Here is a 14,886-nt window from a genome sequence, read left to right on the forward strand (position 1 = left end):
CTCATGCTTGATCCTCAGGGGCCAAACCCTTGGGGGCAGTTGGCGCAGGGTTACGGGTAATGAACATCGCATCACCGTAGCTGAAAAAGCGGTACCCATGTTCGACGGCTGTTGCATAGGCAGCCATGGTTTCGGGATAACCGGCGAACGCCGAAACCAGCATCAACAATGTGGATTCGGGCAAATGGAAGTTGGTCACCAGGGCATCGACCACATGGAACGGCCGGCCCGGGTAGATAAAGATATCGGTGTCGCCACTGAACGGCTTGAGCACACCATCGCGGGCAGCACTTTCCAGCGAACGCACGCTGGTGGTGCCAACCGCAATCACCCGCCCACCACGGGCGCGGCAAGCGGCGACTGCATCCACCACATCCTGACCGACTTCCAGCCATTCTTTGTGCATGTGGTGATCTTCGATACGCTCCACGCGCACCGGCTGAAAGGTCCCGGCACCGACGTGCAGGGTCACGAACGCGGTCTCGACGCCCTTGGCGGCAATTGCCTCCAGCAGCGGCTGATCAAAATGCAGCCCCGCCGTCGGCGCTGCCACCGCGCCCAGGCGCTCGGCGTAAACCGTCTGATAACGCTCGCGGTCCGAGCCTTCATCCGGGCGGTCTATATAAGGAGGCAACGGCATGTGCCCGACGCGATCGAGCAGCGGCAGCACTTCCTCGGCAAACCCCAGCTCGAACAGCGCGTCATGGCGCGCCAGCATCTCGGCTTCGCCACCACCGTCGATAAGGATCCTGGAACCTGGCTTGGGCGACTTGCTGGAGCGCACATGGGCCAGCACGCGATGACTGTCGAGCACCCGCTCGACCAGAATTTCCAGCTTGCCGCCGGAAGCTTTCTGGCCAAACAGCCGCGCCGGAATCACCCGGGTATTGTTGAACACCATCAAATCGCCCGGGCGCAAATGCTCAAGCAAATCAGTGAATTGACGGTGTGCGAGGGCGCCGCTGACCCCATCCAGGGTCAACAGGCGACTACCACGACGCTCGGCCAAAGGATGGCGAGCAATCAAGGAATCAGGGAGCTCGAAGGTAAAGTCAGCAACGCGCATGATGGGGTTCGTCTAGCAGGGCCGGAAAGTTTAGCGGAAATAGTAAAAATTCACCACGAAACGTGATTGACCAACGGTAATCTCATCTCTATACTTCGCCGCCATTGAGCCCTGATGGCGGAATTGGTAGACGCGGCGGATTCAAAATCCGTTTTCGAAAGGAGTGGGAGTTCGAGTCTCCCTCGGGGCACCAAAATTAAGAAAGGTCTTGCTTTGCAAGGCCTTTTTTTTCGCCCAAAGAAAAGCCACCACCGCCCCGTGCAGGAGCTGCCGAAGGCTGCGACTTTTGATCTTGCCCTTCCACACCTCCCGCACCACTGGGACATTTCAAAAGGATTCCCCTCATGGAATTGCCACTGGAAACCGTCGCCCTCTTCTCCCTCAAGCTGGCTTACGAGACGGAAGATCAAAGTCCGATCCTGCGCGACGATCTGATCATGAGCGATTACCAGCGCGATGTATTCGAGTTACTGGTGCGCCGGGGTGATGTCGAGGCTATCCAGCTTAAAATGGATCAATGCCTGGGTTTGGCGCTGAACGCTTTAGGCGGTGTTAATACACCGCTAGGTCGCGAGCTGAACAGGTTATCAGCTGATTTCGGCGGTGCTCAGACCATGGCGCAGCTTGATACCCCGCTGATCGCGCTCAAGGACTACCTGAAAGACATTCAGTGAATGATGGGGCCGCCCGAAACGACAAGGGTGGTGGCTGGGGTTTGATCGTTCCCACGCTCCGCGTGGTAACGCATCCCGTGACGCTCCGCGTCACAAATCGCCGCTTCACCCGACAACTCCCCCCAACCACAGCAACTTGATCCAACGACCTTCCGGCGTCATCCACTGACTACACCTCCTTGCGCCATTGCCTACAAATCCCCCAGAATCGCCCCGCTTGTGCGCCTTGCCCCACGCTACTAAGGTTCTCCAGTCGCTGCCCATCAGCGATCGGGTTTAGTCGCCCGGAGGTTGTCATTACGGTGTACAAGCATCATTCAGTCAGGCATTCCCTATCCCTGCACTTGATGGTGGCTGTGCGCAGGGCGCTTCGGCGCGCCGGTAATGGTGACTCCCCGGTCGACTAACCTGCGTACAGCCGCCACCCCTTCGTTTAGTCGCGAAGTGGTTGCGGCTCCACTCAAGGAGCACCAACCATGTTCAAAGTAACCCCCAACCCACCCGAAACCCCAAACGTTTCGCCCTACGAAACCCTCGATTCGAAAAATCTCCACCAAGCCGCGCACCGGGCCCTCGATCATTACCTGACCCCGCCGCTATCAGGCAAGCCGCGTTCCAGCGAAGAGCGTCCGCCCCAGTTTTTCACTGTCACCCCGGACATCAACCCCGAAGCCTTGATGGCCCACACCTACGAAACCTTCTGCTCGGCCAGCACCCTGACCCTGGACCTTTCCGAAGATCTGGAGGGCAAACACCGCAACCTCGCCCTGGCGATTTATAGCCTCATGGAGCTGGGGTTGTTGCTGGTCGAAAAAATGATGGATCGCGAGCATTCGGTGAAGGTGTAGCCAAGTGGAGCAAGCGCGCCCGCGTCGAGCGCGGGCGCACCAAAGTTGATGGGATTTGGGTTTGGGGCCAGTGGCGCCGAGCGGCAGGCAGGCAGGCAGGCAGGCAGGCAGGATGATTCTCAGATTTACTTTTCAAAAAGTTGACAAAGCCCACAAATAAATCTGTCCCCTTTCCCCCGGTAGCCTCTCATGAGCTCAATAGTGAACGTACTCAATTCTCTAGACGGAATATCCTTGTGGCAAAAATGAAAGATGACGAAATATTCAAACTCGCTCATGAACGATTGGAACACGTAGAGCTAATCTTTGAGCTACGTCATAAATTCAACGACCTTAAGCTTATACAGTCTGTAGGCGAGAATGGTTGGACGCATCCATGGCGCTATTTTGACGCACTGATGTACTACCTCTTGCTCACCTGTTTTGATATGTTGGGGCAGCCGGCTGAATGGGCACCTTTTTCAGAATGGCTTGTGTCCAAAACGAAGGCTGCTGAGCGTCAAGAGGCGTTAACTTCTCTTCCATCAAACCCGACCCCTATAGCAATTGCCCAGCACTTAAATACAGCGTATCAGTCGATCTATGGAGTAAAGACGTCGTTCCATAGTTTTGTACAAAATGTATTAACAGAAGATGAGCGCGCTGAGTTATATCACAATATTCAGATTGTTAGGGGAAGGAAGGGTGGAGAGCCTAATACTAGTTACCCAGCTCTCGGTCAAATAACTGACGAGAGAAAAAAACTGGAATTTTTATTCAACTTACGTAACAAGTTCACTCATAGCGCAGTGACGATGGGCTCACCGAATGCAGGTATCTTTCCGGAATCATACGAACCGATCGAGATCGACGGAAAACTTATGAAAGGATATATCGAAATTCATCGGGAAACGAAAAATGGCGAGTGGATAATCTACCAGGTGCGGGATTGGCCTTTTGTGCTACAGAGACTTGTCTCAACTGCATTGGCCAGACGAGAAAGTGAATCCCAAAAGGTACTATAAACCCAATTTACTGATGCCCGGTAAACAGCTGTGTGACAACTCATCTAGGCAGGGATGGGCCACATGAACAAAATCCAGTATGACGTCCACGATCTGAACCGAGCGAGGACGTTGAAACGTCCTGGATCTGAGCTACGTCCATACTTAGCACACACGATGGCCGTGTGGTTGCCTCGTGCGCTCAACGGCCGCTATGGGTCGGTGGTGACTGACTGCAATGGGTCGTTTTCAGCCCTTCGCGACAGGCAGAAAACGGCCGATTCTGTTGAAAAAAGTCGGCCATGGTTTGCGCAGCAGGAAAGTACGCGTCCGAGATTGAAATCTTTACTTGTGGCAGAGGCTTCCGGACTCAGATTTCACGTACCAGCGTGCAAAAAAGGCGTTTTCACCAGTCAATGATCAGGCAGTTTGGAGAGACCGACTTTTTCAACAGAATCGGCCAAAAGCTGCCACTCACGAAAAGCTGCTTTCGACCCATAGCTGCTAGCGGGGGAAGCGCGGAAGGTCAACGCGTGGCATTAGGTGACGCTCGCTGGTAAGGACTTTGCCACCAACCACGACGTACGAAGGGGACAATTTAGCATGCGTACTTTCGTTGGGCGCTTGAGGGCAGAGAGTGATGAAGATCACAGGTAAAGTCGAGATCGGGGCTCAACCAACCTGCCTTGACCACCGGCGAGGCGGTCATCGATGCCTCACTCTCCCAATTTCTCCGTGCGATCGGAATTGATCCTAGCAACTTGTGATCAATACTGGCCTTGGGACCACGATCGTGTGGAGTTCAAGGCCAGTTTCGACGAAGACCGCAGTTTGTGAATGCAGGCAGGTTTAGCGGAAATTGAAGAACTCTGGGTATGCCAGGTTAAGGAACGACTTGCAGAAGCCGGTAATGAAAGCATGCCCTTCCTCGAGCGTCATCGGCTCGACGGGATTGTCTTTGCCTTTCGGCATCAACCCATGGCGAGCGTCGTAGCCGACAACGTCGAAGTTGTTAGCATTGTTTGTGAAGCGCGACTTGGCTGTCTTCGCTACGGGAACACTGAAGCCCTTCTGCCTGGCTAGGGTCTCCATTGTTTCCATGACCTTGTAGTAGGTCGACCAGTTCCCAGGCTCGGAGAAGTACTTGAGCATCATGTAGATGTCTTCCTTTTCGGTCGCGAGGATCACAAGCACAAGGCGCGGCGAAACCAATGAGGCATCAGCAAGATGCTTCCGCCACTTACGGTGTGACATCCGTGGGGGGCGTCCGATGAGCCTCAACACGTTAGCCTTCGGCCGGAAAGAAATCGGGCTGTCCCGGTATCGGATTGTCCGAACGGATTGCTTCCACGCGTCGAGGCTGAAAAACTCGGTTGCGCTGTTAAATATCCCCAAGAGCTCGTACGTCAACTGCCAGACAACTTCCTCATCCCGCAGGCCCTCGAAATACAGCGTGTTGAAGTAGTAACGGTCGTTCGGGCAGTCATGCCAGTCATCGATCCCGCCCCAGATGCGGAAATAGTCTGACCTGCTCCCTGCATTAGCGAGTGCCTCGAGATCCTTGTGATTGCCTGTCAGCTCCACTGACCATTCGGCCTGTTTGCAGGGGGCCTCAAAGCCTGCTTTGTAATCGCTATAGCCCGCAGTTCCTTCCTCAAACGAGCGTTGATCGCTAAAGGCCTCTCCAAGGGATGCCTGGTACTGGCCGCCCTGAAAAATACGATCGGCCAACTCCAGGGCTTCAGATACAGGCATGCGGACCCCGTCACGCTCGACCCACTCTTCTTGGTCGCTAACTGTAGGAGTGTCGGTTTGGGGTTGAGTCATCATGTCACCACATACGGCTACGCACTTGATAGGTCGGGCCGCTGGCACCGTCAAATCCCCGATTTTGAGGGGCCGGGTCGCCGGCCGATCTTGCGGCAGCCTTGGCGCAGGCATACCCGGCACCAGTGCAAGCAGACAGCCGACTCATTTTTCAAGGCGCCTCAGGCCGCGACTGTGGGCCTGAGCAGGTGAAGACATCTTATGCCTGACTCTCGATGCTCTAGCCAGCACCATGGCTCAAGGCGGTTACGCTGCGCAAGATACGAGTCGGGTCGATTACTGCTGGTCGTGGATGACTGCTTTCGGCCGATTCTGTTGAAAAAGTCGCTCTGCCCAAACTGCCTGATCATTGACTGGTGAAAACGTCGTTTTTGCACGCTGCTACGTGAAATCCGAGTCTGGAAGACTCTGCCAAAAGTAAAGATTTCAATCTCGGACGCGTACTTTTCTGATGCGCAAACCATGGCCGACTTTTTCAACAGAATCGGCCAAAAGCTGACATTCATACACCCGATGATTGACCCTATTGCTCGAGCATTCACTCCCGCCAACGCCTTCGACTGCTACTCTTGGGTCTCACGAGCCGAACCGCAGTTAAACCGTCACTTGTTAATAATTAGGTACTCATAGTAATAAAGCGCCTTAATAAGATGATGTAAATAATGCATTTCGCGAAACTGAATTAGTATCATCCGCATAAAATTTAAAAAATTTATCTCTATCTTGTTTTCTTGGCGCAGCCCCTCTTTGCTAGGGTAGCAAGTGATCATCTGCGTTGAATCATCATACTCAAAGGTATAGTGAGCAATTGAATTTCTAATATCTGTATCCAATAGCCCCTCATCAAGCTTGTACCAACAGTCATCCAGGTATTTCAGTTTTTCGGAGAGAACTTTATTTGCGAATTTGTCGAGACTGGAAAGCGCCGGACCATCTTTGCTTGGTAAGAAAGAGTTATGGTCGCCACGATGAATTAGATTGTTTATTCCAGCCACCAAAGCTAATTGTCTCCCAACTATCTCCGATAGGTCCTTATACATATCTTTGCAGCTATCAAATCCTAGTTTGGAGATTTTTGCAGAGCTCTTCTTGCTCTCCTGACCTGTGCAGAAATCAAGAAATATGGCTGGTCGCAAATAAAGTTCAAGCTCAAAAATACGTCCATAAAGGCCTAGGCAGTCGCGCTGGAGACCATTAAGGAATCCTGTCTCTTTTATATAGTTATAAAACTCATCAAGCTTCTCACGGCTAGTTTGTGCAAGGTGAATTATTATTTCAGGGTAGCGACTGGTGACTTCGCGGACAGTTTCCTCCTCAAGAAAAGCCAGTGAAACCCTTGAAAGTACGGTATAAAGCAGAGCATTAATATCCTGAGGCGCTAAAGAATTGGTATGTTCCCCCTCCAAAAACTCTATTGCCTTTTTCCTGAAAAGTTCTTTATTGCTTCGAGGGTACAACTTAAGCAGCTGCTTAACTTCGTTAAATCTTTCGCCGAAATGATTCAAAAAGTCGAGTCTGATTCGAAATATTTCTACAGCTGGGATTTTATTGATACAGATTTTGTCTTTGTCGACCATTCCGCATGCTACCAAATATGGGGTTTTACCCATCACGTAGGTTTGGCTCCAGATTGGAAAATCCAAATGCAGATCAATGAAAAAGCGCTTTTTTTGTTCGAGAGAATCTCTTTCGAACGGTATTTCTTTGGCATTACGCAAGGCGCTACCAACCATATCTTTAATATCTATTTCAATAGCTACGCCACATCCTTCACACAGAAAAGATAGAGGTTGAAATCTTCTATTAGACATGCCTATGCGGCAATGAGTCTCAGCCCCACAGGTATCACAAGCGATCATTGTATTTATATTCATTGGGGGGGGGGTGCTTATCCTTAAAATTATCTAGAGCAGAAGAGATGAGTATCCAAGCCCTTGGAAAACACTTAACAGTACGGCCTGATTTGGAGATTTATTCAGAGATGAAGTGGTAGGTTTCTCAAAAAGATTGTTGAATCTCTGCAATTGACTAAACTAAGCCGAACGTATCAGGCACAAAGTGAAGTAAATACGCTTTCGTTGGTTATTTCGCTGGCCACATTCTGCCTCCCTGCCCGTAATTATTGGTTTTTACCACATCCTTGGATCGCCCCTCAATTATATGGCGTATCGGTCTCACTGGTTTTGGCTTGAATCGGCCCGGGTCTGCCCGTCTATTTTTGGCCGAGAGCTGCCCGCCGTGAACAGCTGCTTCTGGCCAGAAGCAGTTCGTAGTCTGTTCAAGATGAACCACAGTTCTGAAGCTATACGCATCTGATTGGCCCAACTCATCAATTCGGCCAGGGAAGCGATCCTCCGTTATATAAGCCTCAAGTTTGGAGAGCCCTTCTTAACTGCAGACCTATTAGTTACATTTCCTGAAACCACTGACAACCTTGTCAACTGGAAGGTTAAAGCATTAATTTCATCTATGCTTACACTCAAGCTTTCTGCAATTTCACGACGACCTTGCTTTCGGCTTTGCAAAGCGTCTAACACTTTAGTGAGTAACTGCGATGTCTCTCGCTCCATCGGCTCTGGTTCATTAGCCCGATATCCACTTTTAGCGATATCTATACAAAGACTGCGGTAATTCCACTCACTGACCAACCCCAATGAATTAAAACGGTATGCCATAGCTGCAAGCGACACACCCCAATAATGCTTGAGCTTCATCAGATACTTAATAGAGTAAGTGGGTGGCTGATTAGCGGCCACACTCTCCTTAGGCATTAGAAAGGCTGCAGCAAATGCATCAGCCTGGCGCTCCATTTCAGGTCCGTGGGCTTGGCCGTGCTGCATGGTGTAAACGTCGCGCACCAAATGGCCTAGCTCATGTGCCGCGTCAAAGCGGCTCCGCTCCGCGGACTTGATGGTGTTAAGGAAAACAAATGGCTTGCCCTCATACCACGTACAGAAAGCATCAACCTCTCGGGTTTCTTCGGCCAGCGAAAAGACACGAATACCTTTCGACTCAAGCAAGTGAATCATATTGGGAATGGGTGCATTACCTAGTCCCCATACGCGGCGGAGTGTGGCAGCTGCCTCTTCAGGCGCTAGATCGCTCAGGTCGGGTAACCCTGCCGAGGGAAGATTAAACCTTTCCTCTATCCAATGGTTGACTCTAAACGCGATGGCACCTACTGCAAATGTGCAAGCTTTCAACGCATCAGTCATTTTTGAAAGTTTACGAAAACTTACCGAATGTTCCCTCAACTCTGGCATATCTTCATCAATGAAAAAAAACTGCTGAGGGAAATTCAATAGTTTCGCGATTTTTTCCAAGGTCGCTGGCTCAGGATAAGAAGCACCACTTTCGTAGTTCTGTAGACTACGACTAGTGATACCTAACTCCTTTGCCAGCTGAGCTTTAGTGAAGCGTCTTCTCACCCTGGCAAATGTGATTTGCTTGGGATTTATTTCGGACATAGCTACTTACTCACAACATGCCTATTTTAGGCTCTACTTCCACCGAAATCTGAGAACTTGATTCATCTTTACGAATGGTGAAATCATCGGGATTATTAGAAACACTTCCTAAGAGTATACGGACACCCCAGTTAGTAATTTTTTTATTGCCGAACCCGGTCGGCAAAGACAATTCATATCGAATTTCCTTAAGCACCTTATCATAGTGATAAAGCAACGCCCAGACTTGGGTTTCTCTCTGATGTTCCTTGGCGAACTGGAACGAGACACTATTGAATAGCTCTAACTGACGATTATTTTTATAAACAAAGCCCTCAGCAACCGCTCCTTTCTCAGCTTGGTTCGTCGGCTCATCAATTCCATTCTTGCCGGTTTCGCTGTTGCCAGTCATGACCACGATGGAAATGCTCCGATCAGGCGAGCTGATGAAAGGGCAGTTCTGCTGTTCATGGATATGCCAGTGAGCTGTCGCCAATAAAGTGCGTAGGTCTTCAACAGTCTTCAACCATTGCTGAACGCCAGCCGCAGTCGGCGCGGACGCACGATTGGTCTCATTACGTCCTCGGAGACCGCCCGTAATGGCATCACGGAGCAGGACTGGGCCCAAGTCAGAATGCAGCTCCCGCAAACGTACATCCACGTCCGCGGGCTCATCAATAATCGTCGCTCGCCGAGTGAAAGCGTTTGAGGCCGTCAGTTCAAATGTGCTCATCGCCGCTCCGTACCTGTTTCCGAAAATGATCCCTCATGTTGAGGTATAAAAAGCGGAAACACAAGGACCGCTAGCCCAGAATACTTGGTAGTCCGCTCAAGGCCATTTACTGGCAAGATACCATCGTCCGCTTCCGCGATTGCTGCCTATCGGCGGCTCTCCCTCTGGCCAGTTTGGAGCGATCAATAGCCGCCGATTGCGCACAGCAATCTAAGGGTGAAAATTGCTCTCCAGCCCCATATCAGTCCCATATGGCCATTTTTTGGACGCCAAAAACCAAAACACCCAACGTTCTCTATTAAAATCAGTGAGTTGTGTTTTCTGAGTGTGGCGATGCAGGAGAAATTCGAACCCCATGCAAACTTAACAATCGGTTTATCGGCACTCTGATGCAACAGGCCGCTATTGGCCCAGAGTGTGTAAAAACGCTTCGTCAAAATTGAAGTGTGCGCGTCTACGTGAAATCTGAAATTTATCGGCACGTCAGGCAGATGTGGATTTCGCGTAGAAGCGCGATTTCCAGTCCGGTTTTGAGTATCTGTCGCGCTCAAAAACGTTTTTACACAGCCTCGGCCGTTTTCTGCCTGTCCACTGAAGATTGAAAACGACCTAAAGCTGACAATGGCGATATCTCCAGAGTGATTCTGGCCCGAAACGACAAAGCATTATGGAGGTTAATCCTGAGGGCTCTCAGCGGGGAGCTGTTGTGTACTGAGTTGCTCGGTGATGAGCTTGGACAACAGCTCATGCAGTGGGCTTAGGTCAAGCGGACCTTGGGTCAGAGACTCGTCTACACGCTGGAGTGCAACAACGTATTCATCCCGGTCGCGACAAATCAGCTCAGGAAGGATCGTAGTTCCTGGTAGCCAGCTACCGGACTTCACACACAGCACGAAATAGCAGGCAGCCCTAGCAGTTCGACCGTTGCCGTTGATGAACGGGTGAATGTGGTTCAGTCGCCAGAGCACGTATGCCGACAGTGCCACTGGGTCGGATTGCTCCCAGTTTCTGTTCACCATATTCACAAGGTCATCCATGAGCGCCTCGACACGGTAGTGGTCTGGGGGCGTATGTTTGCCTACGTAGACTTGGCAAGGGCGGTACTCGCCGGCATTCGTATGCAGGCAAGTAATCGCATGAAAATTCAATGCCTTGATGATATGGGTCGACAAGAAGGGGCGCTGCGTAGCCAATGCAGCGCCGACTATGGACTTCAGAAAGTCGTACTGCCGATTGCCATTGGAGACTTCTAGCTCTTGATAAATAGGGTGTTGCTCGGTGCCTCCACATAGCTCGAATAGGATCAACGTTTCGCCCCTTGGACCCCTTCCTGCTCAAGGATCAGCTTGCGAACCTGCTCGCGGGTGACGCCGTTCTTCGAGCCCACAGACCCGTAGACGAACGATACACGCTGTTCCAATACTTCCTCGGCCGTCTGCTTATGTTGCGCGGCCCCTTTGAGCGCAAGCAACAGATCTGGACTTGTATTCAAATCCAAGAAATTCTTCGCCACGTTGACCTCCTTTGCGCTGGTTGACCTATGAATTCGACACCGGCGCACGCCAGATGTCCTCTTTATTTATCGATCCCGCTGATGAAGAGCGCAAGAAAATTTACGTTCCCGGCTCCAGGCACTGACGCGGGGGGGCGAATAGTCGGTGTTGCTGATTGTAGCCTGTTCTCACGCTTTCCCTCTGTGCGTTTAGTACCTACCGTCGAATCTGTAACCCCCGATGAGCAACGACAAGGGCCTGCATCGTTCCCTTGGCGACCGGCTGAAAATGACCGATTGCGACCTAAGGTTTACCCAAATTTGTAAACGCCGCTGTAACACCTATTTGGCATGTAACACCCAATGCACGTGAAAGATTAACGGTGTGTAACGCCAATAAAACCCAATAAATTCAATTAGTTAATATCTATCGCAACACCTGTAACACCTGTAACACGTCTTTTCGAGCCCCACACCCCATAGGAGAGAGCGCCGCCAGCGAAAGCAATACTGGCTTTGTTTCGAGCGCTGGGGCGCCGAATTCCAGCACGCCAGTGAGGTGCCGTCTGCCAACAAAGAATAGGGAGATGCATCGACCGGGCACTGACCTTGCTTGGGACCCAGGGGATCTTCGATGGGTACGGGGTCGGAAACCCGCGGGATCTTGGTAGCAGGAGAACTCCCAGCTTAGTGAACAGGTGAACCCGGTGAACTGCCTGTTCACCTGTGCATTTGCCCTACGAAATGACCGATCAGAGACTACCGTTACCGTTCCGGTAACGATGCCCTCTTCTCTTCAAGAACCTTTCAATTTCAACGTTTGAATTTCAGTAAGCTGGAGCACCTTCCACTACCAAGATCCCGCGGGTTTCCGACCCCGTGTCGTGTGAATATCGTCAGGGTCCCCAGCGCCTTTCTGGCTGCAACCTTGGAAACCGAAATGGCCTGCTCGACCTTCAATAGCTCGAGGATCCAGTAATGCTGATTGACTGGCGGCAGCTCGACTATAATGGCCGACCGCCACCTAATGGAGAGAGTCCGATTGCCTTCGTTCATAGTCGAAGATTCGTTTGAGGTACGTCTGCGCCATGCAATATCGGTCGCTTGGAAGGTCTTTGCCAGGAAGGTGGGTGGCGAGCTCATTCCTATCAACAAAGAAGCCTCGATGCAGCTTCAATATGCGTATTTATTGAAGCAACTGCTCCCACTGATCCTGCACAACCCGGATGAGACAGCAGACATTGAGCTGGAAACCGGAGTCCGACTACCTGGTGGCTCCAGCAACATCGACATATTAGTCACTGGAGTCTCAGCGAAAGGCAGCATCAAAATCGCTATTGAGATGAAATGCTATCGCAACATCAGTTCCTCTGGAGGCCCTCGTGGGGCTCAAGATATTTTTCAGAAGGACGTGTATGAGGATCTGCAAATTCTTGAGCATTACATCGACGCCGGTGTCGCACACCGGGGCGTAGCGCTTGTGATGAATGACATGCCGTCTATCACTGAGCCAAAGGTGAAAAACGGAAAGTACTGGGCGTATGACATTTCACATGGCTTTACCTTCCCAGGCGGGACTATTAGCGTTCCTATTGGAGGGAAAGAGGTCTGCCTGACGTTGAAGCACTCTTACTCGTTCGAGTGGTCAAAATTTGGCAAGATTTGGTTCACCGAAATTGAGGGCATTGCTCATTCAGATGCAGATCAGGACTTTAGCGGTGCCAATTCAGAATCGGCTGGTATTAAAATAGACGCCTAACAGGTGCAGTAGAGATCACCGTGTATCCCTCTCTGTATCCCTAACTGTACAATCCGGCCGCAAGCCACGGATTATATAGAGCGCTCGAGTCTCCCTCGGCACCAAAATTAAGAAAGGTCTTGCTTTGCAAGGCCTTTTTTTTCGCCCAAAGAAAAGCCACCACCGCCCCGTGCAGGAGCTGCCGAAGCCTGCGACTTTTGATCTTGCCCTTCCACACCTCCCGCACCACTGGGACATTTCAAAAGGATTCCCCTCATGGAATTGCCACTGGAAACCGTCGCCCTCTTCTCCCTCAAGCTCGCTTACGAGACGGAAGATCAAAGTCCGATCCTGCGTGACGATCTGATCATGAGCGATTACCAGCGGGATGTATTCGAGTTACTGGTGCGCCGGGGTGATGTCGAGGCTATCCAGCTTAAAGTGGATCAATGCCTGGGGTTGGCGCTGAACGCTTTAGGCGGTGTTAATACACCTCTCGGTCGCGAGCTGAACAGGTTGTCAGCTGATTTCGGCGGTGCTCAGACCATGGCGCAGCTTGATATTCCGCTGATCGCGCTCAAGGACTACCTGAAAGACATTCAGTGAATGATGGGGCCGCCCGAGACGACAAGGGTGGTGGCCGGGGTGGCACAGAACACCGCTAGCCCGTCCGGAGTAGCTGAAAACCCCAATATTCATTGGGCCGCACTGATGGTGTTTTACACTTAAAATGATTGATGGAAGTGTCAACTTCGTTCGAGAATGACCGTGAGCGCGAAACCAGTTGCCTCCAGCGGCTATAACTGGCGTAGGAACCCCGTCGATGGCTGGACATCAGCGCAGGGTGAGACCTCCACACCCCTGCTTGAGGGTGTGTATATGAATATCAAGCAAAACTTTTAAGGGCAGCCCTCATGTGCTGCCCTTTTTCTTGCCCGTCACAAAAGTGTGTAGCGCTTGAACAACAACTCGCCGTGCCGGTGCTTGTTCAACGCCTTGGTATCGCTCTGCATGAAGTTCCACATCACCCGGCCCCCGACGAGGGACACGCTCACCAGCATTTGCCTCTTGGACTCATAGGCGCCAATGAAGGCCAGCCGATACGTCTCGTTTGTAAATGCCACCTTCCAGACTTCAAGTGGACCACAGAGAGTATCCATGGCCATTTTCACATAGCGCTCCCGGGCATCCATCCGTTTTTCCACGATGTGATAGATGCTGCTGCGCAGGATCGTCACCCCCCATATCCAATGAACTGTCACTCGATCTCGAACAGACCGTTGCGCACCGGCGTGGCGGCCAGGCGCTGGCGGATGTCCTCATCGATGCGCGCATCGTCCGGACGATAGAGCATCACCTGGCGGTAGGCGCTGACCCGGTTGATCTCCGGCCCCAGGTACTCCCAAACCACGCGGGTGCAGGCCGGAGTGCGCCGGTCGCCGCTGGAGACACCGGTCTTCAGGCCATTCAAGCGGGTGATGCGGCTCTTGAAGCTGGGGATGAGAATGGTCTGACTCATCTCGTTGACGGTCAGCGACTCGTAGTCGATGAGGAACAAGCGGTCCTGCAGGTGGAACGCCGCGCCCAAGTAGCGGCAGCGCACCCAGTCTTCCGCCTGCACGTCAGTGCTGCTGGAGCGCTCTTGGCGTTCCTGGCGCTCGAACAGGAAGTTGCCGCGCTCCTCGCGCAGATGCACCAGCGACAACAGGATGCTGCCAGGCACCGACATGCAATTGGCGTATTCAAAGTAGTAGCCGCAGTAGCGCGATAGGCTACTGGAGTGCTCACGCAGTGGTTGCAGCAGGCTGTAGAGCGGGTCATCGGTCGGACTCGAAGCGCTGTCCGTATTGCGCGCGCCGATGAGGCGGGTGAACTGCTCAGCCGGCAGGCCCAGTTCGTAGTCCTCGACCCCGAAGAAATCTCCGATGCGCCTGAGGTTGTAGGCAGTCGGCTGGCTCTGGCCACTGAGGTACTTGTTGAACTGCGCGCGGTTGATCGCCAGTTTGCGACAAACCTCGGCGATCGAGCGGTAATGGCTGCACAACAGCTTGAGATTGGTGCCCAGGTTGTTCGACATGC

At 52.0% G+C, this 14,886-nt stretch carries 14 protein-coding genes and 1 tRNA gene; 6 read left to right on the top strand and 9 right to left on the bottom strand.

From position 1 onward, the window contains the following. Position 1 precedes the first annotated feature (1 nt). Positions 2–1,066: a tRNA preQ1(34) S-adenosylmethionine ribosyltransferase-isomerase QueA gene (queA, locus tag AC07O1_RS23480; RefSeq protein ID WP_495090293.1), complete on the bottom strand. Its 1,065-nt coding sequence runs from the start codon at positions 1,064–1,066 to the stop codon at positions 2–4. Positions 1,067–1,174: 108 nt separating this feature from the next. On the opposite strand from queA, the gene AC07O1_RS23485 reads away from it, so the two are divergent. The 4 genes from AC07O1_RS23485 to AC07O1_RS23500 all read left to right on the top strand — a co-directional run bounded on the left by AC07O1_RS23485 (position 1,175) and on the right by AC07O1_RS23500 (position 3,592). After that, a tRNA-Leu gene (locus AC07O1_RS23485) sits at positions 1,175–1,259 on the top strand. Positions 1,260–1,410: 151 nt separating this feature from the next. After that, positions 1,411–1,740, top strand: a complete 330-nt coding sequence (locus AC07O1_RS23490) for a hypothetical protein (RefSeq protein WP_495090294.1) — start codon at positions 1,411–1,413, stop codon at positions 1,738–1,740. A gap of 476 nt (positions 1,741–2,216) precedes the next feature. Continuing rightward, a complete protein-coding gene (locus AC07O1_RS23495) occupies positions 2,217–2,588 on the top strand; it encodes a DUF6124 family protein (protein WP_495090295.1) in 372 nt (123 codons plus the stop codon). A 236-nt stretch (positions 2,589–2,824) separates the two neighbouring features. Next, positions 2,825–3,592, top strand: a complete 768-nt coding sequence (locus tag AC07O1_RS23500; protein WP_495090296.1) for a hypothetical protein — start codon at positions 2,825–2,827, stop codon at positions 3,590–3,592. An 828-nt stretch (positions 3,593–4,420) separates the two neighbouring features. On the opposite strand, the gene AC07O1_RS23505 is transcribed toward AC07O1_RS23500, so the two are convergent. The 6 genes from AC07O1_RS23505 to AC07O1_RS23530 all read right to left on the bottom strand — a co-directional run bounded on the left by AC07O1_RS23505 (position 4,421) and on the right by AC07O1_RS23530 (position 11,090). After that, positions 4,421–5,401, bottom strand: coding sequence for a hypothetical protein (locus AC07O1_RS23505; protein WP_495090297.1), 981 nt, complete (start codon positions 5,399–5,401; stop codon positions 4,421–4,423). Positions 5,402–6,000: 599 nt separating this feature from the next. Continuing rightward, a complete protein-coding gene (locus AC07O1_RS23510; RefSeq protein ID WP_495090298.1) occupies positions 6,001–7,257 on the bottom strand; it encodes a hypothetical protein in 1,257 nt (418 codons plus the stop codon). Positions 7,258–7,755: 498 nt separating this feature from the next. Further along, positions 7,756–8,865, bottom strand: coding sequence for an ImmA/IrrE family metallo-endopeptidase (locus AC07O1_RS23515; protein WP_495090299.1), 1,110 nt, complete (start codon positions 8,863–8,865; stop codon positions 7,756–7,758). A gap of 10 nt (positions 8,866–8,875) precedes the next feature. Then, a complete protein-coding gene (locus AC07O1_RS23520; protein ID WP_495090300.1) occupies positions 8,876–9,577 on the bottom strand; it encodes a hypothetical protein in 702 nt (233 codons plus the stop codon). A gap of 674 nt (positions 9,578–10,251) precedes the next feature. After that, entirely contained in the window at positions 10,252–10,884 is a 633-nt protein-coding gene (locus AC07O1_RS23525) for a Fic family protein (protein WP_495090301.1), read from the bottom strand. Beyond that, a complete protein-coding gene (locus tag AC07O1_RS23530; protein WP_124355758.1) occupies positions 10,881–11,090 on the bottom strand; it encodes a hypothetical protein in 210 nt (69 codons plus the stop codon). Before AC07O1_RS23530 ends, AC07O1_RS23525 begins: the two co-directional genes overlap by 4 nt. A 1,021-nt stretch (positions 11,091–12,111) precedes the next feature. Here AC07O1_RS23530 and AC07O1_RS23535 point away from each other — a divergent pair. Next, positions 12,112–12,828 (top strand): hypothetical protein, encoded by a 717-nt coding sequence (locus AC07O1_RS23535; RefSeq protein WP_495090302.1) that lies wholly within the window; start codon positions 12,112–12,114, stop codon positions 12,826–12,828. A 255-nt stretch (positions 12,829–13,083) separates the two neighbouring features. Then, positions 13,084–13,413, top strand: coding sequence for a hypothetical protein (locus tag AC07O1_RS23540; RefSeq protein WP_495090303.1), 330 nt, complete (start codon positions 13,084–13,086; stop codon positions 13,411–13,413). 332 nt (positions 13,414–13,745) lie between these two features. Here AC07O1_RS23540 and AC07O1_RS23545 read toward each other — a convergent pair whose 3' ends face one another. Both AC07O1_RS23545 and AC07O1_RS23550 read right to left on the bottom strand, forming a co-directional pair. Continuing rightward, a complete protein-coding gene (locus AC07O1_RS23545; protein ID WP_495090304.1) occupies positions 13,746–14,045 on the bottom strand; it encodes a PBECR2 nuclease fold domain-containing protein in 300 nt (99 codons plus the stop codon). Positions 14,046–14,065: 20 nt separating this feature from the next. Then, complete coding sequence (locus AC07O1_RS23550) at positions 14,066–14,884, bottom strand: helix-turn-helix domain-containing protein (RefSeq protein ID WP_495090305.1); 819 nt, start codon at positions 14,882–14,884, stop codon at positions 14,066–14,068. Positions 14,885–14,886 lie beyond the last annotated feature (2 nt).

The sequence above is a fragment of the Pseudomonas sp. GW821-FHT07G10 genome (genome assembly GCF_059418545.1).